Genomic DNA, 20,040 nt, shown 5'->3' with positions numbered 1-20,040 from the left:
ATGGGCCTGGACCTCGGCCGTGCGGTAGCCGTCCTCCTGCCGCCGCGACGGCCGAGGGTCAGCCGCTTTCGATCATGGTATTGACGGCACACCACCTACCGCGCGTACGGTGATCTTGCCAGTACCGGCGTTCCGTAACACCACGCAAATCCTCGATTAACCGTCGTGGACTTGGGTGGGGGAGCGCTCCCAGTGCGGGTCGCGATCAATGAGAGACGCTCCACAAGGGAGCAACCGAAAGGAGCCTCGTGGCTACAGGCACGAGCGGAAACAGGCTGCGAAGACTGGCGATACCTACGCTGGTCGTCGCCCTGATCACCGGCACCACCGGTGTAGCGGGAACGGCGTCGGCGGCACCCGCCGGGTCGTCGGGTAACGGCAGTGGCACCGGCTACTTCACCGCCGGGTCCGACCGGAAGGTCACCCTGACCGACGGGGCCGACCGCCGACCCGGCGGCAACCGTGCGGCCACGCCGAAGGCAGCCGCCGACGAGACCGACTCCGGCATGTACGTCGTCGAGTTGGCCGAGGACCCGTTGACCACGTACACCGGTGGGGTGTCCGGTCTGGCGCGGACCCGCCCGGCGGCGGGTAACCGGCTGGACGTGACGTCGACGCCGTCACAGGCGTACCGCCGGCACCTCGACACGCAGCGGGGCGCCGTCGCCGCCGCGGCCGGGGTCACTGTCAACGCCGTCTACACCGCCGCCTTCAACGGGTTCTCGGCGAAGCTGACCGCCCAGCAGGTGAGCACGTTGCGGGCGGACAAGCGCGTCCGCGCCGTCACCGCCTCGCGGGCCCTCGGCACCCCCTCGGCGCCGCCCGCCGCGACCACGGCGACCGCCGCCAACCCGACGCCCGCCACCCCCGGTGGCGCGGACCAGTCGGCGCCGGCGGACCGCTCCGGCCGACCGGCCAAGCCCGGCCCCGGCACGGGCGCCGGCATGGTGATCGGCGTCCTGGACACCGGCATCTGGCCGGAGAGCGCGTCGTTCGCCAAGAAGATGCCCGCTCCCGCGACCTGGCACGGCACCTGCCAGACAGGTGTGGCCTTCGTAGCCGCGCACTGCAACGGCAAGATCGTCGGTGCCCGGTACTTTGCCGACTCGTGGCTCGCCGGCGGCGGCTCCGTGCCCGAGGGTGAGGTGCTGTCCCCGCGCGACATGGCCGGCCACGGTACGCACACCGCCTCCACGGCGGCTGGTCTGCCCCTGTCGAACGTCACCATCGACGGTCGCCGCTACGGTCCCGTCTCCGGGGTGGCGCCGGACGCCCAGATCGCCGTCTACAAGGTGCTCTGGGGTGGCATGGGCTACGACGCCGACATCATCGCCGGCATCGACGCCGCCGTCGCCGACGGCGTGCAGGTGCTGAACTTCTCGATCGGTTCCGACCTCGGCGACTGGGAGGCCAACACCCCCATCGGCGTGGCGTTCCTCAACGCCTCGCTGGCCGGGGTCTTCGTGGCGGCGTCGGCCGGCAACACCGGCATCGTGAGTGGAGCCATCAGCAACGCGGCGCCCTGGGTGACCACTGTCGGCGCGGCGGTGACCAAGCTCGACGAGGCCACCGCCAAGCTGGGCGACGGCACGAAGCTGGTCGGCGGCTCGCTGGACGCCCTGCCCGGCGGTGGCGCACGGCCGCTGGTCTTCGGTGAACAGGCCGGCTCGCCCGATCTGGGCGCGGTCTACTGCGAGCCCGGCAGCCTCGACCCCGCCAAGATCAAGGGCAAGGTGGTCGCCTGCGCGCTGTCCGACATGTTCGGCTCCGCCGCCGAGATCAAGGCCAAGGGCGGGGCGGCGATGGTGGTGTTCGACCCGGTCGGCAACTACCGGATCAACTCCATCTTCAACTTCCCGGTGGTCTACCTGCCGACCGAGAAGCAGGCCGGCACGCTGTTCAACTACCTGATGCGCCACCCCACCGACGCCACTGTCTCGTTGCGCACCGGCGGCGACGGCTCCAGCGTCCCGGGCATACCGAGCGTCGCGGACTTCTCCTCCACCGGCCCGGACAAGGTGACCCTCGGCGTCTTCAAGCCGGACCTGGTCGCGCCCGGATCGAACATCATCGCCGCGGTCTCACCGGCGGGCAACTTCGGGCGGCAGTACGACGCGTACTCCGGCACCTCGATGGCCTCGCCCTACGTGGCCGGAGCGGCGGCGATCCTGCGCGCCACGCACCCGGACTGGTCACCCGGCGCTGTCGCCTCCGCGCTGCGCACCACCGCCACCGACACCGTCGGCACCAGCAGCCCCCTGGACCAGGGCAGCGGCTTCATCAATCTGCCCCAGGCCACCGACCCGGGACTGGTCATCGAGCCCACGGCGGCGGAGCTGATCGAGTTCAGCGAGACGGCCGAACCCGACGGCAAGGCACTCAACCTGCCGGCCATCTCGTTGCGCGAGTACGACGGGACCCGCCCGGTGACTCTCACCCGCACCCTGACCAATGTGGGCAAGGCGCGGGAGACCTACCGTTCGTCGGTGTCCGGTCTGCCCGGCATGAAGGTCACCGTGTCGCCGGCATCGGTGACCCTGGCGCCCGGCAGGTCCGCGACGGTCACCATCACCCTGCGTCGGGGCAGCGCGCCCTGGGACCGGTACGTGACCGGGTCGATCACCTGGCAGGGTAAGGCGCACAGCGCCCGGATCCCGGTCGCCGCCCGTCCGTGGGGTATTTCGGCCCGGCCGTACGCCGACGACGGCGAGGAGTTCGCCCGGATGGCCAACGGTGCCTTCGGCATGGTCCAGCCGGGCTTCACCGGCCCGCTCGTCGGTCGCAGCACCGGCTACACCCCGATGCGGCGCACGTCGTACTCGATGCCGGCCGGCGTCTACGGGGGCGTGTTCGACCCGAGCGCCACCGGAGTGAAGAAGGTCGACTTCACGGTGCCGGCGAACACCGCCGGCATTGTCGTCGAGGCCAACACCGCCGATCCGAACACGAACCTCGATCTCTACCTGTACAAGGGCGACAAGCTCATCTACAGCAGTGACAGGTTCTGGACCAGCGCCGAGCAGGCGTACAAGTTCCTGCCCGAGCCGGGGCGCTACACCGCGTACGTGTTCGCCCAGTACCCCGGTGGTCCCGTCGTCGACTTCGAGCTGGGCCACGCCATCATCGGCCGTAACGCCAAGTATTCCGGTGCCACCCTCACGCTGCCCTCCACCTCGGAGCGCGGTCAGGGCTTCAACTTCACGCTGAAGCCGAACAAGCCGCTGGCCGAGGGGGACTTCTGGGCGTACACCGAGTACAGCACCAACGGCACGGTGGTCCCCGGCAACCTCGTCTACACGCAGCAGAGTTCCTGGCAGTAACCATTCAACCGGGCGTGGGGCGGTGCCGACGTGCACCGCCCCACGCCCGGAACCACCGTCCAGGTGGTGACGAGGATCCTCGGGCCGGAGCGCGTCAGCCCACCTCCGGCCAGCTGCCGGCGAGCGCCGCGAGATCGTCCCCGCCGGTCGGCCAGCAGATTTCATCACCGTCGCCCTCGCGGTCCAGCACCAGACAGGCGGCACCGACCGACTCGGCCAGCCCGGTGAAGGTGTCCCGAATGCTCGTTGACTGCTCGAACAACCGGCTCATGCCGGTACTGGCGGCGGTGAAGTCCAGCCGTGAATAGCCGGGACGCAGCCCGCAGTTCCGCCAGAAGTACAGGTAGATCGAACCGACCCAGATCCGTCCTTGCGCATCAGGGTGTTCCTGTCTGCCGGAGCGTCGTTCCACTTCGGCCCACGCTCGGATCGCCTCGTCGTCAACGGGGAAGAACAGACACGTATCCAGCGACCAGTGGTCCACGTCGTCCGCCGGGTCACCGCGAAACGGCAGCGTGATCCGCTCACCGCCGGGCACGACGGCATCCACCGAACCGATCCCGCGCCGGGCGATCGAGGCGACCGTCCGCAGGGCCTGGCCGACCGCGTGAGTCGGCAGGTAGAGATCGTATCCGTAATCGATGCCCATCAGCCCCGCTGCCCGTCGAAGGCGGCCCTCGCTGCGCAGCACGCGGGGACCGTTTCCCTCGGAATCGTAGCGGCAACAACCAGGAGTACGGCGTCCTGTGCCCTGCATGCCACAGCCTCCGAGGCCTGGTCATCGCGAGCGCGAGCCCGACCGAGTACGGCGCGCACGCCACATTGCCGGATGCCCGGGACGCCGCCAGCGTGCGGTAGAGGTCGGCCGTGAAGCCGCGAACCGCGGTAGCGGCGGCCTGCATCGTGGCCGGGTCGGGTGGTACGCGGTCCGCATTCGCCGGGGTGGGCGACGGGCCGAGCCAACGGGAATCACCTGGGACGGCGGTAAGGGCAGCGGCGGCAAGTGGTACCGCCCGCAGGACCGATCGACGCGAGACCGTGTATCGACGGTAGGCTATCTCTGCCTTCCTGGGGTGCCCGGAGGTTCGGACCGCGACGGCCCTGGTGCCGCGCCCTCAGGGCAACAGGTACGCCGTCAGGCGGTCGGCGAGTTGTATCGGGTGGCTGAGCGGCACGCAGTGACCACCGTCGACCTCGTCCGGGACGATACCGAGTCGGTCGGCGGCAACCCGGCGCTGAAAGTCCGCCGGGAAGAACCGATCCTCGCGGGCGAGGAGCACCGTCGTCGGCACGTCTGGCCAGGCGTCCAGTGGCCACGGCTGGTCGCCCTCCGCGCTGACCTGGTCCCGGCTGTGTGATGCTGCCTCCGCGATGATCTCGGCCGGGACGCCGTTGTAGAACTGCTGCTCCTCGCTGAGCCCTTCCGCGCTGCGGTAACCGGTGTTGACCCACCAGTCACCGGGCCTCTCACCGGGCGTGGGGACCATCGGTGTGAGCAGGACGATCAGCCGCACCGGCAGCTTGTCGGCAACGAGCGGCGCGGTGAACGCACCGTACGAGTGCCCGACGACAACGAGGTCTCTCCGGTCGCCGACCGCGTCGACGACCGTCCGGCAGAACTCGGTGAACCCGGCGGACCTGTCCTCGATCGGCAGTTCCGGTACGACCACGTCGTGGCCGCGGCCGGTCAGCTCGGGCACAAGGAGATGCCAGTCCCAGGCGCTGCCCCCGCCACCGTGGATCAGAACGAACGTCGCCATGCCCCGAAGCCTCACACACGGGTATGACACGCGCCACTGTCGATGACGATGCACTGGATACGGACGACGAAGGCGCATCGGGTCAGTCAAATCGAGGCTGAGGTCAGTAGGGTGCCGTCGATGGGGTACCGGCCACCCCGGAGGTAGTCCTCGGCGTGGCTCAGGTGACATCTACCGATTGCGAAGGACGCCCGACATGAGCAGCCCACGCGATACTTTCCTCCGACTGGTGAACGGTGTTTGCGATGGTCCGTACGAGGACTTGGCCGACCTGTACGCCGAACAGACCCATGTCACGCATCCGTTCCATCCGCTCAACCCGCCGCCGCTGCATAGCCGCAACGAACTGCACGAGCACTTCACCGCGCCGCCTCCGGTCGCCCGGACGCTGGTCCGTAAGCCGGTCGACGTGACAATTCATGAGACTGTGGACCCGGAGGTGATTGTCGCCGAGTTTGCCTATCAGGGGCGGGTAGCCGAGACAGGTGAGGCATTCACGGTGCCCTGCGTCTTCGTGATGCGTATCCGCAATGGGCTCATCATTGAGTCCAGAGACTACATTGACCCCATTGCCAGCGCGCGGGCTTGGGGTCAACTCGACAGCCTCCTGACCGCACTTCGTCCACAAGGCAGCACCACCATCGAGGGTGCAGTCCGACCTTGAGCAGGTGCGCCTACCGCTGCCGGGCGTCGATGCTTGTGCCCTGGTTGCGCCAGTTCGGCTCCTGGGCGGCGGAACTGTCGCCGTTGCCGTTCCATCCCTGATCGTCGAAGCCGGACACCGCCCCGCCGGCCTGCCATATCGGTGAGCACAGGATCGGCAACCAGACCAGCGCGAGCGCGGCACAGGCGGCCCACATGGCGGCGCGCGGACCGCCAACGAGTGCCGCCGTCGCCGCGCCGAGCGTGAGCGCACCGCTGAACACCACGCGCAGGGTCCCGTTGACGCGTCCCAGAAGTCGTGGCGGCGTGACGTGCTGGCGGAACGACATCAACACCACCTGCCGAAGCTTGAAGATCACCATCGCCCATGCGAGTGCGGCGATCAGCCCTGGAATCGGCCGGCCGGTGAGCAGCAGGGCGAGCGACGCCGGCGCGACGGCGGCCCCGACCGCCAGGACCGAGCGGCCGGCCCCGAGGCCCTTCGACAACCGCGTGGGCACGTCCGCGCGAGGGCTTGGGGCTGGGTCAGCAAGGTTCGATCTGAACAGCTTTACCGCCGCTACCCAGATCTTGGACAGTTTCCGTTACGCGAGAACGGAAACTGTCCAAGATCTATGGTGCCGGCTCCCCGATCAGCGTCACCGGCGCGGTCTGGGAGCATCTGACCGCCGGCGCCTCGGCTCGCCCGGCCCGTGGACTAGATCGTCTGGGCGCAACACCGTCTAGTGATCAACCCAGCGGTGCCGAGCGGCGGCGGGCGGGGTGGACCCCCGCCCGCCATCGTCCGACGGTCAGGTGACAGTGATGGTCAGGTTGAGCGAGCGGGTCTCCCCGCTGGTGTAGGTGACCGTCACCCGGGCGGTGAAGGTCCCCTTGCGGGGGTAGCTGTGGGTCGTCGACCGTAGTGTCGCTCCGTGCGCGATGGCGCTGTTGTCGCCGAAGTCCCACGCGTAGTCGGTGATGCTCTGCCCGGACGGCGCCGTTGCCGTCGCGGTGAGCGTGGTGGTCAGCGGTGCGGCGCCACCGGTCGGGTTGGCGGCCAGGGACAGCGTCCCGCCCGGCTCCTGTTTGACCCCGGCGCCGTTGAACCGCAGCCAGTCCAGGGCGAGCAGGTCCGGGGTGCCGTTGACCTGGGCGGCGTTGACGAACTTCGCGTACAGGGTGGTCGTGCCGGTGGGCTTGTTGGTCAGCGTGACGGTGGGGGAGACCAGGTTGTCCCACCCGCCGGTGGAGCCGATGGTGGCCGTGCCGATCAGCGTGCCGGTGGGCGAGCCGGTGCGCAGTTCGATGGTGCCGCCGAGCCCGCCGTTGGTCACCCCGAGCGTCACCGAGCCGACGTTGCGCAGGTCCGCCGGCCCGAACGCCACCCAGTCGTTGTGGTCGACCTCGCCGAGCCGCTTGCCGGCGCGGGCGGTGGCCCGGTCGTTGACCGTGACGCCGGACTGGGCGCTGAAGTGCTCGGCCTCCTTGCTCTTGGGCTGCAACTGCACGCGGGTCGAGCCGGTCAGCGCCGGTACGCCGCCGGCCGCGCCGCCGTCGGTGTACTGCGCGGTGATCAGGGTGTAGAGGTTCTGCCCCGGCCCGTGGCCGTCACCGGCGTCCGCCTCGGTGGCGAGCAGGCCGGAGCAGCCGGTGTAGACGTCCAGCGGGTGGGCGTGCGAGTCGTGGCCGAGCTGGGTCTGCACGGTGACCTTGGCGCAGTCGATGGTGGACTCCTCCGGGTCGGTGACCGTCACCGTGTACGGGATCTTGTCGCCGAAGTCGAAGAACCCACCGTCGGGCACTGTGATGGTCACCGTCGGTCGGGTGTTGCCGACCACCACGTCGGTGACCGCGGTGGCGGTCAACCCGTTGCCGCTGTTGCGCACGGTCAGCCGGGCAGTGTGCTTCCCGGCCGTCGGGTAGGTGAAGCTCGGGTTGGCGGCGGTGGAGTCGGTGCTGCCGTCGTTGGTGAAGTCCCAGGCGTAGCTGAGCGCCGACCCGTCACCGGCGGACGAACCGGCCGAGGAGAACGTCACCGCGAGCGGCGTACGTCCGCTGTCCGGGGTGGCGGCGATCTTCGCGGTCGGTGGCCGCCCGTTGGCGACGTAGTCGATGCGGTAGATGCCCGCGCCGGCGTTGCTGCCGCCGCGACCGCTGCCGGTGCCCTCGCCGAAGTCGATGACGTAGAGCGAACCGTCCGGGCCGAACTCCGCCTCGAAGGGCTGGATCCAGCTCATGTTGCCGAAGATCCCGTTGATCGACTGGAGGTCACCCACGGCGGTGGGGCCGAAACGTGCGTTGCTGAAGGTCTGCGCCGTCTTGTGGATCGACAGCGTCTTGAACCACCTGCGGGTCAGCTCATAGGTGATCCACTTGCCCTCGAAGTACTCGGGGAACTTCGTGGTGCGGGTGTTGGCCGGGTCGTAGTCGTAGACCGGGCCGCTCATCGGCCCGCCACCGCCGGTGCCCAGCTCGGGGAACTGGGTGGAGGCGGAGTACGCGTACCAGACCAGCGCGGACTTCGCCGCCGGCAGGGTGGTCAGGCCGGTGTTGTTGGGTGAGTTGTTCACCGGTGCGGCGCAGTTGAACTTCGCCCCCGAGGTGTTGGTGGCGAAGTTGTAGTCGTTGAACGGGATGTTGTTGCCCACGCAGTACGGCCATCCGAAGTTGCCGGCGCTGGTGATCCGGTTGAACTCGACGGTCCCCTCCGGACCACGGTTGGGGTCGGCGGCGCGGGCGTCCGGACCGTAGTCGGCCACCAGCACCGCGTTGGTCTGCGGTTCGATGGTGATCCGGAACGGGTTGCGCATGCCCATCGCGTAGATCTCCGGCCGGGTCCTCGCGGTGCCGGCCGGGAAGAGGTTGCCGCTGGGCACTGTGTACGTACCGTCGGACTGCGGGGTGATCCGCAGGATCTTGCCGCGTAGGTCGTTGGTGTTGCCGGCGGTGCCCTGGGCGTCCCAGGCGGCGCGGCCGGCGCGTTCGTCGACAGGGGTGTAGCCGCTGGAGGCGAACGGGTCGGTGTTGTCACCGATCGCCGCGTAGAGCCGTCCGGCGGCGTCCATGGCGAGCGACCCGCCCATGTGCGAGTTGGCCCGGCCCTCACCCCGATAGGTGGGGATGGTCAGCAGACGTTTCTCCGAGGAGAGCGCGACGCTGTTGTTGGCGACAGTGAACCGGGACAGGTTGAGCTGTTTGAGCGTCTTGTCCGACCAGAGCAGGTAGATCCAGCCGTTGCTGGCGAAGTTGCGGTCCAGGGTCATCCCGAGCAGCCCGTCGGACTGGTCGGTCATCGCCGAGGTGTACGCGAAGTCCAGCAGCGTGGTGACCTGGAGGGTGTCGGAGTTGACCACCTTCAGCGCACCGGTGCGCTGGATGTAGTAGACCTTCCGGTCCGGGCCGACGGCCAACTCGAAGGGGTCGGCCAGGTTCTCGGTGACCAGCCCCACCCGTTCGAAGTTGCTGGTCTCGGTGGCCGAGCAGTCACCGGCGACCGCGCCGGCCGCCCACTCGATGCCGTAGCGAAGGTGCTCCAGGAAGGTCGGGGTGCTGAACTGGGAGCTGGCGTGCCCGCCGGCGGTGAACCAGGACCGGCCGCCGTCGTAGCGCTGACACCAGGAGTACGCGTGGTCGACGCCCTCGTCCAGGCCGTTGATCCCGTCACGCACCTTGATCTGGGCGAGGGTGTGCACGTTGCCGGTCGGGTTGGTCCGCCAGTTGTACCACTCCTCGCTCTGCTCCCAGAGTTCCGGCAGGTTGCGCGTGGAGGGGTGCGCCCGGTCGAGCACCTTGACCCGGCCGGGGAAGGTGCCGCCGGTGGACGAGAAGTCGGGGTGGTAGTCGAAGATCGTGCCGACCAGGCCCTCGTACCAGGGCCAGTCGCGTTCGCTGGCCGAGGCGGCGTGCAGGCCGGCCCAACCACCGCCGTTGCGGATGAACGTCTGCAACGCGGCCCGCTGGCTGGCGTTGAGCAGGTCACCCGAGGTCGGGAGGCTGTTGGTGTTGTTGAACACGAGAGCGTCGAAGGTGGCGAGGATGGCGTCGGTGAAGGCCGCCGCGTCGGTGGTGGCGACGACCTCGAAGTTGTGGGCGGCGCCGAGCTGCTGGATCGCGGCGATGCCGGCCGGAATCGAGTCGTGGTAGAAGTTTGTGATCTTGGAGAAGACCAACACCCGGAAGCGCGGGGCGGCCTCGGCGGGCAGGGCGGTGGTGGTGCTCACCACGGTGGCGATGGTGAGCAGGATCAGGCAGAACGCACGGAGGTGTCGGGGCATGGGGGCGCTCCCTGTCGGACGGTGAGGGGTCGGAAAGCGCTTTCTCGCTGCCCGCATCACGGTACTGACAGCCAGTGACGACCGTCAATAGCCCTCTGGTAAGCGGTTTCCCGCCCCGGTGGCGTCCGCGCGTCGGTGGGCCCCACAGGCCCATGGGTGCGGCTTAAGATGGCCTCTGGATACGACCGGTGACTCTACGGATGCAGCGTGTCCCGTCGACCTGGGGAGGTCTCGTGACGGTTCCGTCCACGTCGGAATTGCCCGAGGGTCGGGGTGCCGACCGGATCGACACCACGACGGTGCATCCGGCTCGCCGCTACAACTACTGGCTCGGCGGCAAGGACAACTTCGCCGTCGACCGGGAGTCGGGCGACCAGATCGCGGCCGTCTACCCGGGGGTACGCACGCTCGCCCGGGAAAACCGGGCCTTCCTCGGCCGGGCGGTCCGGTTCTTCGCCGAGGAGGTCGGCGTCCGGCAGTTCCTCGACATCGGCACCGGCATCCCGAGCGCCGACAACACCCACGAGGTGGCCCAGTCCGTCGCCCCCGACTCCCGGGTGGTCTACGTCGACAACGACCCGATGGTGCTGGTCCACGCCCGGGCGCTGCTGACCAGCGATCCGGCCGGCGCCACCGCCTACCTGGACGCCGACCTACGCGACCCGGAGAAGATCCTCGCCGACCCGCAGCTGCACGCCACAGTGGACCTGTCCCGACCGGTAGCCCTGGTGCTCATCGCCGTGACGCACTTCCTCACCGACGACGACCGCCCACACGAGCAGGTCGCCCGCCTGCTCGACGCTCTGCCGTCGGGCAGCTGGCTGGCGCTGACCCACTTCACCACCGACCACATCCCCGCCGAGATCGTCAGGCGGATGGAAGCCGAGTTCGCCGCCGGCCGGATGAAGCAGGACGCCGTACCCCGCGACCGCGCCGAGTTCGCCCGCTTCTTCACCGGTCTGGAGCTGGCCGAACCGGGCATCGCCCCGGTCAGCGAGTGGCGGCCGCAGGTGCCACCGGAGCAGCGTCCGCCCCTGGCCGACGCCTCCATCTACGGCGCGGTGGCCCGCAAGCCCTGACCGGTTGCACGCGCCGGGCTTGTCCACGCAGGGGGAAGGCCTATCCCATTCGGTGTCGACGGTACTCCGGCTCGAGCTGGCCGAACGCGATCCCGTTCTCGTCCAAGGCGTTGTACAGAGTCAGCCAGCCGTCCGAAAAGCGCAGGCCAACAGCGACGGAATCGTCCGCCAGGTCTCCGCCGGCCCATTCGAGAAGCTCGACCGCCTCCAACCGCTGCCCGCGCAGGGCAGCCAACACGGCGGGAGCGTCATCGCGCCAGACCAGCCGGAAGTCGTCCGATGTCGGCCACACCGGCGGCCGGGTCACGTCCACCGAGTTCCAAGTGATCGACAGGTCATCGAACTTCTGGTGATTGACTTCCAGACGCTCCCCGGCGAAATCGAGCACCACCGGGCAGTCGGCGAACCACTCGTCGCTATTGGTGTCCCACACAACCCACGGACACGTCAGTACGCGGCCGACAAGCCGGCCCAGGCGGCCTCCGTGATGCTGCGCGACCCTGTCTTCCCCGTTTAACCAACGTGGCTGATACCCGTCGATACCGAAGTCGAACACTGGCCAATTATGCCGCCCGTGGGCAGGGTTCTGGCTTGTGGCCGGAGGATCCAGACTGTGGATCCAGACGTGGATGAGGGACGCGAGGTGGGGTCATTGGCTCTGACCGAAGGCTGGCTGAGTGCCTGGGCCGAGGAGATACAAACCGCGGCCGACGGTGTCGCGGCGCCTGTCGGTAGTGGTCGGCGGGTGGATGGACCGGCGCAAACCAGTTGGTTGCTCCATGGCGTGCCGCTTACGGTGCACGCGTGACGATGGGGGACGCGGATTGGTGGTCGATACTCCGGGCGTTGGACGAGCCGATCGCGCCGGTGCAGGGCGGCATCGGGCGGGAGTCGATTCTGCGGGCCATGGTGGAGGGGGTCGTGCCGGAGCCGACGCTGGCGGCGTTGGACGAGGGCGTTGCGCGAGGTGACGGTGATGGTCTGGAGGTGCCGCGGGACTTCGACCACGCTGCGGTTCAGGGCCGGTTTGACCGGCTCGCAGAGAGGCTGAGCCATGCCTATGGATGTCCGTGTGACTCGGGGCTGGCCCAGGACTCTGCCTGTTTCGGGAGAATCTGGATTCCCGCCGAGGCCAGCCGCAGTCGTACGAAGCGCACGCGGATTCCGCTGTCCCTGACCGTGCATGTGAGCAAATTTGGTGGCCTTGCCACCTACGGGGCTTCCAGCCCGGGCGGTCATAACCCTTACCTGCACCCCGATGACCGGCAACGGATCGAGCAGGAACTCACCGGACTCGGTTACCTCATCGTGCCCGAGCAGATCCTCGCCACGCCATACGACGGTCCCAACGCGTGGGTCTTCGGACCGACGGGCAATGAGACGTGGGCTACTCGGTTCTTCGACCAGCTTTGAACAGCGCTCGTCCGTTCGGCAGTCGGCACCTGCATCGCGTCAGCGCCAGATGTCAGTCTGCGCGTGCCGGTTCCGCCGGCCGGGTGAAGAAGCGAACGATGTCTTCCGCCGCGGTGGGGGACAGCATCATTGCCTGGACTCGTGCGGACATTTCGGCGATCGGGTGAATCCTGCTGAACATTGCCTCTTCGTACGTCCGAATCGCCGAATTCGGGTCGCCGGGGTTGGCGGCGAGGTGGCCGGCGAGTTCCGCGGCGTCGAGCATGGCCTGGTTCGCGCCCTCGCCGACCGGTGGCATGAGGTGCGCGGCATCGCCGATGAGGGTGACGCCCGGCCGGCTGGTCCAGCGCGTACCGATGGGCATCGCCTCGATCAGGCGTGGCGTCGGCGCGCCCTCGGCGGCCTCGATGAGCGCGGTGAGGCGGGGGTTCCAGCCAGCGAACAGGTCCAGCAGGGCGCGTTTACTGCGGTACCAATCCAGGGGCCGGTCCTCCGCGCGCAGCGAGATCCCGACCCGGAGGCTGCCGTCGCCGAGACGTTGCGCTGCCAGGATCTGGTTCACCCCGACACACCACAGGTTCCCGGGGCCGACCAACTCAGCGAGATCGGGATGACGCTGGTCGACGTCCTCGACGTTCAGCTCCACGAGCGTCGCCACGTAGGACAGTTCGACGTCGGTCAGCAGTGACCGGACGACTGAGCGCGCGCCGTCCGCGCCGATGAGGACGTCGCAGCTGGTTCGGCGACCGTCGTGGAACGTCAGTTCCCAGCCGCCGTCGGGTCGGGGGGTCGCGGCGACGAGCCGGTGTCGCCAGGCAACCGTGTCGCCGGGGAGGGAGTCGAGTAGGAGATCGCGCAGTGCGCTCCGGTCGATCTCGGGACGTCCGGAGAATGAGCCAGGTTGCGGCTCGTGGTGCACCAGGACGCGTCCGGTCGGGTCGAGGATGCGATGTTCCTCGCCGTCGGGCCGCGCCTCGGATCGGAACCGGCCGGCGAGACCCGCCTCGGCCAGGGCCAGTTGCCCGGACTCCGGGTGCAGATCGAGGGCACCGCCCTGGGGGCGCGCGGACCGGCTTGCTTCCCGGTCGTACACCACGGTGTCGATGCCGTGTCGGTGCAGGATCCGAGCCAGCGTCAACCCGCCGAGTCCACCACCGGCGATCGCAATTCGCGTTCTCACGCCGCTACCGTACACTGTATTGGTGGATACACCGTACGGTAGCGAGCCGGTGCCCGTCTGGGAGCGGCCCGAACCTCAGCCGCGGGCGGTGCCGGTGCCGTTGAGCCGCGAGAAGATCGCCGCCACGGCGATCAGGCTTGCCGACGCGCACGGCCTCGACGGGCTGTCACTGCGCAAGATCGCCAAAGAGCTCGGTGTCGGTCCGATGCGGCTCTACGACTACGTGATCAACAAGTCGGAGCTACTCGATCTCATGGTCGACGTCGTCTACGCCCGGATCGCCGAGGTGGGCCAGCGTCCCGGGTGGCGCGACACGGTGCTGGCCATCGCCCACGCGACCCGCGATGCCGCCCTTGACCATGAGTGGTTCTCCGACGTGCTCGGCGGGCGGCCACACCTGGGACCACACGCGCTCGCCGTGGGCGAGGCGACCGCCGCCGCGCTCAGTGCGGCACCCGGCGTGCGTGACATCGGCGATCTCCAGCGAGCCGTGGGCGCCCTCAACGCCTTCGTCATCGGATCGGTCCGCAGAGAGGTCACCGAACGACGCACCGCGCGTTCCACCGGCACCGATGAAGCTGCCTTCCAGGCCAGCCTCGGCCCCTACCTCACGCGCATGTTGAGAACCGGCAGGTACCCCACAGTGGCCCGACTCGTCATCGACGGCGCCCACCTCAACGCCGAGGAGACCTTCAACCACAACCTGACCACCATCCTGGACGGCATCACCAGCCGACCCCCGACGTGATCCGTTGCGCTGCGGCCAGCGGCTCGCCGACCGGATGTGTCTCGTTGAGCGGTATACCTCTGAGTCATAGATATACCTCTGAGGTATACCGCTCTCCACCAACCTGACCCGCTCGACCAGCCGTACCCACACAGCGGCGACACGAGTTCAGACAGGAGCCCGCGAGTGGACGTCAGCCTGGCGACGAGCGCCGGAAGGGCCGATCGGTCGAACGAGGACTTCGTCGGTGCGGTTCCCGGCGCTGTCGTCCTGCTCGACGGTGCCGGCATTCCGGGAGCCGAGTCACTCTGCTCCCACGGCGTCGCCTGGTACACGCACCGCCTCGGCGGCGGGCTGCTCGGCCACCTGTCGCACGGGGACGAGCGAGAGCTCGCCGCGATTCTCGCCACCGCCATCGGCGAGATCGCCGCCGAGCACGGCGACACCTGCGACATCGCGGACCCCAGCAGCCCGCAGGCCACCGTCGCGATGGTCCGCGCCCACCAGGACCGCTTGGAGTGGCTCCTGCTCGCGGACTCCTTCCTCGTCATCGACCAGGTCGACGCCGGCCCGCTGGTGATCACCGATGAGCGCGAGATGACTGCCCGGCGGGAATGCTCGGTGCCGCTGACCGGCATTGCTCAGGAAACGCCAGAGTACGACCGGGTGCGAGCCTCCTGCGCCACCGCTCTGCGTGCCCGCCGGAACCAGCCGGGCGGGTACTGGATCGCCAAGGACGACCCGCGCGCGGCGCGGGAAGCGGTGACCGGCAGCCGATCCCTCGCCGACGTGAACGGTGTCGCGTTGCTCAGCAACGGTGCCAGCCGCATCGTCGACCCGTACGGTCGGACCGACTGGCCGGGCGTGCTGGACCTGCTTCGGGCCAGCGGGCCGGCCGGCGTCATCGCCCGCGTCCGGCAGGCCGAGGCGCAGACCACCGGTGGCGCGGATGCGCACAGCCCGGACGACGCCACAGTGGCCCACTGCACGCACCTGCCACGTTGAGCACCTGCCCACGGAGTGCCGATGATCCGTGCGTCGACTCGTGCCGCGAGAGCGTGCTGGGCTTCACGCGTGAGACGGGGGAGCTGCGACAGGGGCTCGCTCGTCCGACCCCTCCGGCAGGGTGATCGGGGCCGCGATGATCCGGCTGGGCACCACCGGAGCGTCCCGGCCGGTGCCCCGCCGGCTGTCGCCGCCGGAGGATTCCTCGTGGTAGTCCTGCTCCACGTTGACCGACCAGACGTCGTGCGTACTCCCGGTGGCGATGTTCTCGGCGGTGAGCATCGCGGTCAGCATCGAGTGGTCCTGGTTGTTGTAGCGGTGCATGCCGTTGCGGCCCACCGGGTGGACGTTGGGCACCGCCTCGGTCAGCCAGGCCCGGATCACGTCCACGTTGTGCTGGTAGCGCTCGTCGTACACCGGGTAGGCCTTGGGCATGCGCACGACGTAACCGGCCTCCACCACGTCGGGTCGAACCAACCCCAACCGCTCCAGCTCCGCGGTGGCGAGGGCCACGAGGTCGGCATCGGGGGTACGCCACATCTCGTCATCCTCGAACACGAAGTACTCCAGGCCCAGGCAGGTGCGGCCGTCCTTGACGAGGTACGGCGACCAGGAGCCGAAGTTCTGGATCCGGCCCACCCGTACCCCCGGGTCGTGCACGTAGATCCAGTTGTCCGGGAACGAGAACTCCGCCGGCACGACCAGGGCGACAGTCAAGAAGTCGCGGTAGCGCAGGTCGGCCGCGCAGGCCAGCACCTCCGGCGGCGCCGGCGGATGGAGCGCGGTCACCAGCTCCGAGATCGGCATGGACGAGATCACGTGGTCGGCAGCTTCGGTACGTTGCCCGCCCGCGCCGTTGACCGTCACGCTGATCGCCCGCTGGCGGGTCGGGTCGCGGTGCACGGCGGTGACCCAACTGCCGGTGGACAGTTGCCCGCCCCGCTCGCGAACCTGCTCGGCGCAGCGCTCCCACATCATCCCGGGCCCGTACTTCGGGTACTGGAACTCCTCGATCAGGCTGGTCACGTCGGTGCGTCGACGCCGGGGCAGCAGGGCGTTGCGGATCGCCGTGGCCAGTGACAGGTTCTTGATCCGCTGCGCCGCCCAGTCGGCCTGCAGCCGGTCCGCCGGCATACCCCAGACCTTCTCGGTGTACGTCTTGAAGAAGATCGAGTACAGCCGCCAGCCGAACCGGGCCGACACCCAGCCCTCGAAGTGTGACTGGTCCCTCGGCGGCCGCAGCCGGGCGCGAGCGTACGAGCCGAGGCAACGGACGGCCTCCGGCAGACCCAGGTTGCGCAGCGCGTTCACGGCGCTGAGCGGGTAGTTGAACAGGGCACCCCGGTAGAAGATGCGGCTCATCCGGGGCCGGGTCAGGAAGTCCTCGTCCGGCAGGATCTCGTGCCAGAACGCCTCCACCCGGGGCACCTTGGTGAAGAACCGGTGCCCGCCGATGTCGAACCGCCACCCGTCGCGCTCCACTGTCCGACTGATCCCGCCGACCACCTCGTCGGCCTCGAACACCTGAACCGACCGGCCGTGCCGGAGCAACTCGTACGCCGCGGTGAGCCCGGCCGGCCCCGCACCGATGACCACCGTGCCGTTCTGCTCGCTCATGCTGACGCGCTCCCTGCTCACCGCCATGATTGAGGCGCGGCGTCTACCCGCTATGGGCAGAATGTCACACTTAGTGATAGCTGGTCCTCGCTTCGGCGGGGCGCGCTGCGGCGTACCACGAGAAGAGCGACTCCCCCGCGCGGCCGGCGGTCCGGGGGAGCGGGGAAGCGGGGCGATGGACCGGTGGCGCAGCGGCGCGGCGACGCTGGCCGCCCGGGCGGTCGCGGCCGGCCGCGGCGGAGCGCGCCTGGCCCGCCGGGTGCCGGCGCCCTGGCCGTACGTCATCGGTCTGTTCCTCGGCGCGAAGCTGCTGCTCACACTGCTCGGGCTCCTGGTCCTGCACGCCTGGGACGACATCCCCGGCGCGCCGCCGGCCGACGAGACGTTGATGTGGGCGCAACAGCGGGAGATCTCCGGGCACCGGTGGATCTCCTTCTGGTTCGCCTGGGACTCGCTGCTCTACCTGCGGCTGAGCGAGCTGCCGCTGACCGGGCCGTGGCGAGACTTCGGATTCCCGCTGCTGTACCCGTTTCTGGCCCGGCCCCTCGGCGCGGTGCTCGGCGGCGACAACGCGCTGGCCCTGCTGGTGATCAGCAACGTCGCGTTCCTGCTGGCGCTCTGGTACGGCTACCGGCTGGCGGAGCTGCTGCTCGGCGACGCGTACGCGGCCCGCCGGTTCACCCGGTACCTGGTGCTGCTGCCGACCGCGTTCCTGTTCCAGGCCGCGCTGACCGAGTCGCTCTTCGTCTGCCTCGCGTTGGCCGCCTTCTACTACGCCGAGCGACGCCGGTGGCTGCTGGTCGGCGTGATCGGCTACTTCCTGGCGATGAGCCGCTCCGTCGGCCTGCTCGTGGCGCTGCCGCTGGCCCTGGTGCTGCTCCGGCAGCACGACTGGCGGCTCGGGCCGCGCGCCCTGCTCGGCTACCTCCGGATCGGCTGGCCGTTGCTGCTGCTGCCCGCCGGATGGTTCACCTTCATGGCGTACTGCCGGTGGCGGGGTGGGGACTGGTTCGCCTACCAGCACGCCCAGGAGACCGGATGGGGCATCAAGGTGCAGAACCCCGTTCCGGTGCTGCTCAACGGGTTGACCGGGGAGCCGCGCGACGCCGCTCGGGCGTGGTTCGCCGTGGCCGTCCTGGCCGTGCTGGTCGCCGGGTTCCGCCGCCGGGAGCTGGCCTACCTGGTGTACGGCGTCCTCATGGTGCTGGTGCCGCTGTCGATGGGCCCGCCGGTGTACAAGAGCCTGCTGCGCTATCTGCTCGCCGCCTTTCCGGTGGCGCTGGTGCTGGCCCGCTGGGCCCGCCACGCCAGCGTCGACGTGTGGCTGACCGCGACGCTCGCCGTGGTGCAGGGCGTGCTGTTCGTGCTCTGGCTCAGCTACTGGACCCACATGATCATCTGATTGGCGCTGCCGTCGGCCGGGCAAGATGTACGCGATGACCGAGCCACGGGTACGCCTTGACGACCTGGGCGCCTGGCTGATCAAGGGCAACGCGGACCTGGTCGACCTCGCCGCCCGGTTCGCCAGTGAGCCACTGGTGACGAACTGGTGCGTGCGCCCCGGTTACCGGGCGCGGTTGATGCGCGCCGGGCAACCGGTGGTCTTCTGGGCCAGCGGCAGCCGGGGCCGACTGCCGTACGGAGTGTGGGGTGTCGGGCGGGTCACCGGGGCGGCCGAGCCAGGCGCACCGGGGCAGCCGTGGTCGGTGCCGCTGGATCTGCCCATCCTCGCCGAACGGGACCGGGTTTCCCGGCTGCTGTTGCGCGCCGATGACCGGCTCGCCGCCCTGGAGGTGTTCCGTCAGCCGCAGGCCGCCAACCCCTCCTATCTGACCGTGGCCCAGTTCGCCGCGCTACGTACCCACCTGCCGGCGTGAGCGCGCAGGGCGGCCGTGCCTCGACCGAGGTGCCTGTGCGAGCCTGGCTACCCACGTGAGAAGCGCATTGATTGGAGGCCCGGTGTTCGCCCTGCCGCTGACCGAGGACGTCGAGCTGAGCCCGTTGAACCCGTGGCGGGCCGAGGAGTTCCTCGCCCACCTCGATCGGGCCCGTGAGCACATCCAGCCCTGGGTGTCGCCGTCCTTCGTCGCCACCGACCTGCCGTCGGCCCGTGCGGTGTTGCAGCGCTACGCCGACTTCTGGGCCAGCGACAGCGGTGGCATCTGGGGGCTGTGGTGGCGGGGCACGCTCGTCGGTGGGGTCATGTTCGTGTCGTTCGACGTGACCCGGGGCGTCTGCGAGGTCGGTTGCTGGGTGGAGCCGGCAGCGCAGGGCAGGGGCATCGTCGCCCCGGCGGTGCGCCGGATCGTCGACTGGGCGGTGCGCGAGCGCGGCATCCAACGGGTGGAGTGGCGTACCAACGCCGACAACACCCGCAGCAAGGCCCTCGCCGACCGGCTCGGCCTGCGCCTCGACGGCACGCTGCGCCAGGTCAGCCCGGGTCCGCACGGTCGGATCGACCTCGAGGTCTGGTCGGTGCTGGCCGACGAGTGGTCTGCCCGCCACGCACCGTCCACTGACGACAGCGAATAGTTGTCATACCCGCGCGGCACCATGCATCCATGGCCGTCCCCGCGCTCACCCCTCATTCCGACCCGCCGCGTTCCGTGCCGCTGCGTGAGGCGCGCACCCGGTTCAGTCAGCTCGTCGCGCTGGCCGAGCTGACCGACGCGGTCACCGTCGTCACCCGCGACGGCGATCCGCGTCCGGTCGCCGCGATCGTCCCCGCCGCCGCAGCCCGCAGCGGCGCCCAGGCCCGCGCCGACGCCGACCGGCTCGCGACGGTCACCGCCGGCTGGGCCCGCCGCCTCGAGGAGCAGCACCGACGCAGCACACAGCGGCACGCCGCCGAGCTTGGCGCGGTCCGCGCGGCGCTGGCCGAGGCGTGGGCCGAGCTGGACAGCCGGGTCGTCCCGGGCGGCGACCCGACGCTGGCCCGGCTGCGCGCCGCACACGCCGACCTGCTCGCCGGCTGACTCGCGGCTGTCTGCTTGGCACGGGCGGCGGTGAGGGACGCGCCG

At 69.6% G+C, this 20,040-nt stretch carries 17 protein-coding genes; 10 read left to right on the top strand and 7 right to left on the bottom strand.

The features are described 5' to 3' along the window. Positions 1–248 precede the first annotated feature (248 nt). The gene (locus GA0070561_RS34510) at positions 249–3,320 is read left to right on the top strand and encodes a S8 family serine peptidase (RefSeq protein WP_091398703.1); all 3,072 of its coding nucleotides are present in this window, start codon (positions 249–251) and stop codon (positions 3,318–3,320) included. A 94-nt stretch (positions 3,321–3,414) separates the two neighbouring features. On the opposite strand, the gene GA0070561_RS09950 is transcribed toward GA0070561_RS34510, so the two are convergent. Beyond that, positions 3,415–4,011, bottom strand: coding sequence for a hypothetical protein (locus GA0070561_RS09950; RefSeq protein WP_208603724.1), 597 nt, complete (start codon positions 4,009–4,011; stop codon positions 3,415–3,417). Positions 4,012–4,435: 424 nt separating this feature from the next. Further along, positions 4,436–5,080 (bottom strand): alpha/beta fold hydrolase, encoded by a 645-nt coding sequence (locus GA0070561_RS09945; protein WP_091398697.1) that lies wholly within the window; start codon positions 5,078–5,080, stop codon positions 4,436–4,438. A 196-nt stretch (positions 5,081–5,276) separates the two neighbouring features. On the opposite strand from GA0070561_RS09945, the gene GA0070561_RS09940 reads away from it, so the two are divergent. Continuing rightward, the gene (locus GA0070561_RS09940; RefSeq protein ID WP_091398694.1) at positions 5,277–5,744 is read left to right on the top strand and encodes a nuclear transport factor 2 family protein; all 468 of its coding nucleotides are present in this window, start codon (positions 5,277–5,279) and stop codon (positions 5,742–5,744) included. A 10-nt stretch (positions 5,745–5,754) separates the two neighbouring features. On the opposite strand, the gene GA0070561_RS09935 is transcribed toward GA0070561_RS09940, so the two are convergent. Together GA0070561_RS09935 and GA0070561_RS09930 are read right to left on the bottom strand one after the other, a co-directional pair. Beyond that, complete coding sequence (locus tag GA0070561_RS09935) at positions 5,755–6,231, bottom strand: MFS transporter (RefSeq protein ID WP_141710343.1); 477 nt, start codon at positions 6,229–6,231, stop codon at positions 5,755–5,757. A gap of 303 nt (positions 6,232–6,534) precedes the next feature. Further along, a complete protein-coding gene (locus tag GA0070561_RS09930) occupies positions 6,535–9,999 on the bottom strand; it encodes a ThuA domain-containing protein (RefSeq protein ID WP_091398687.1) in 3,465 nt (1,154 codons plus the stop codon). Positions 10,000–10,232: 233 nt separating this feature from the next. Between GA0070561_RS09930 and GA0070561_RS09925 the strand changes: the two genes are divergently transcribed. After that, on the top strand, positions 10,233–11,078 hold the full coding sequence (locus tag GA0070561_RS09925) for an SAM-dependent methyltransferase (protein WP_244166139.1): 846 nt from the start codon (positions 10,233–10,235) through the stop codon (positions 11,076–11,078). Between the two features lie 40 nt (positions 11,079–11,118). Here the strand turns inward: GA0070561_RS09925 and GA0070561_RS09920 are convergent, their stop codons facing one another. Beyond that, positions 11,119–11,634 (bottom strand): hypothetical protein, encoded by a 516-nt coding sequence (locus tag GA0070561_RS09920; RefSeq protein WP_091398679.1) that lies wholly within the window; start codon positions 11,632–11,634, stop codon positions 11,119–11,121. A gap of 248 nt (positions 11,635–11,882) precedes the next feature. Between GA0070561_RS09920 and GA0070561_RS09915 the strand changes: the two genes are divergently transcribed. Then, the gene (locus tag GA0070561_RS09915) at positions 11,883–12,491 is read left to right on the top strand and encodes a hypothetical protein (protein ID WP_091398675.1); all 609 of its coding nucleotides are present in this window, start codon (positions 11,883–11,885) and stop codon (positions 12,489–12,491) included. A 52-nt stretch (positions 12,492–12,543) separates the two neighbouring features. Here the strand turns inward: GA0070561_RS09915 and GA0070561_RS09910 are convergent, their stop codons facing one another. After that, positions 12,544–13,671 carry an FAD-dependent oxidoreductase gene (locus GA0070561_RS09910; RefSeq protein WP_091398672.1) on the bottom strand — a complete coding sequence of 376 codons (1,128 nt, stop codon included), beginning with the start codon at positions 13,669–13,671 and terminating at the stop codon, positions 12,544–12,546. 22 nt (positions 13,672–13,693) lie between these two features. Here GA0070561_RS09910 and GA0070561_RS09905 point away from each other — a divergent pair, with 22 nt between their 5' ends. Together GA0070561_RS09905 and GA0070561_RS09900 are read left to right on the top strand one after the other, a co-directional pair. After that, positions 13,694–14,419 carry a TetR/AcrR family transcriptional regulator gene (locus GA0070561_RS09905; protein ID WP_244166138.1) on the top strand — a complete coding sequence of 242 codons (726 nt, stop codon included), beginning with the start codon at positions 13,694–13,696 and terminating at the stop codon, positions 14,417–14,419. Positions 14,420–14,584: 165 nt separating this feature from the next. Next, a complete protein-coding gene (locus GA0070561_RS09900; protein ID WP_167362368.1) occupies positions 14,585–15,403 on the top strand; it encodes a hypothetical protein in 819 nt (272 codons plus the stop codon). Between the two features lie 63 nt (positions 15,404–15,466). Here the strand turns inward: GA0070561_RS09900 and GA0070561_RS09895 are convergent, their stop codons facing one another. Continuing rightward, a complete protein-coding gene (locus tag GA0070561_RS09895; protein WP_091398669.1) occupies positions 15,467–17,020 on the bottom strand; it encodes an NAD(P)/FAD-dependent oxidoreductase in 1,554 nt (517 codons plus the stop codon). A gap of 175 nt (positions 17,021–17,195) precedes the next feature. Between GA0070561_RS09895 and GA0070561_RS09890 the strand changes: the two genes are divergently transcribed. From GA0070561_RS09890 to GA0070561_RS09875, 4 genes are all read left to right on the top strand, one after another. Further along, on the top strand, positions 17,196–18,422 hold the full coding sequence (locus tag GA0070561_RS09890) for a hypothetical protein (protein ID WP_091398665.1): 1,227 nt from the start codon (positions 17,196–17,198) through the stop codon (positions 18,420–18,422). 34 nt (positions 18,423–18,456) lie between these two features. Continuing rightward, the gene (locus GA0070561_RS09885; protein ID WP_091400117.1) at positions 18,457–18,897 is read left to right on the top strand and encodes a hypothetical protein; all 441 of its coding nucleotides are present in this window, start codon (positions 18,457–18,459) and stop codon (positions 18,895–18,897) included. An 82-nt stretch (positions 18,898–18,979) separates the two neighbouring features. Beyond that, positions 18,980–19,552: a GNAT family N-acetyltransferase gene (locus GA0070561_RS09880; RefSeq protein WP_091398662.1), complete on the top strand. Its 573-nt coding sequence runs from the start codon at positions 18,980–18,982 to the stop codon at positions 19,550–19,552. 29 nt (positions 19,553–19,581) lie between these two features. Further along, positions 19,582–19,995 carry a hypothetical protein gene (locus tag GA0070561_RS09875; protein WP_091398659.1) on the top strand — a complete coding sequence of 138 codons (414 nt, stop codon included), beginning with the start codon at positions 19,582–19,584 and terminating at the stop codon, positions 19,993–19,995. Positions 19,996–20,040: the final 45 nt, after the last annotated feature.

It is taken from the genome of Micromonospora saelicesensis, assembly GCF_900091575.1.
GTDB lineage: Bacteria > Actinomycetota > Actinomycetes > Mycobacteriales > Micromonosporaceae > Micromonospora > Micromonospora saelicesensis.
The sequence above is the reverse complement of the archived record's forward strand: the minus strand, read 5'-3'. Positions and strand labels throughout refer to the sequence as shown.

Bases quoted from the DNA above. Each gene is read 5' to 3' on its own strand.
- GA0070561_RS09945 (WP_091398697.1), bottom strand. From the start codon at position 5,080: ATGGCGACGTTCGTTCTGATCCACGGTGGCGGGGGCAGCGCCTGGGAC.
- GA0070561_RS09940 (WP_091398694.1), top strand. From the start codon at position 5,277: ATGAGCAGCCCACGCGATACTTTCCTCCGACTGGTGAACGGTGTTTGC.
- GA0070561_RS09930 (WP_091398687.1), bottom strand. From the start codon at position 9,999: ATGCCCCGACACCTCCGTGCGTTCTGCCTGATCCTGCTCACCATCGCC.
- GA0070561_RS09895 (WP_091398669.1), bottom strand. From the start codon at position 17,020: ATGAGCGAGCAGAACGGCACGGTGGTCATCGGTGCGGGGCCGGCCGGG.
- GA0070561_RS09890 (WP_091398665.1), top strand. From the start codon at position 17,196: ATGGACCGGTGGCGCAGCGGCGCGGCGACGCTGGCCGCCCGGGCGGTC.
- GA0070561_RS09885 (WP_091400117.1), top strand. From the start codon at position 18,457: ATGACCGAGCCACGGGTACGCCTTGACGACCTGGGCGCCTGGCTGATC.
- GA0070561_RS09875 (WP_091398659.1), top strand. From the start codon at position 19,582: ATGGCCGTCCCCGCGCTCACCCCTCATTCCGACCCGCCGCGTTCCGTG.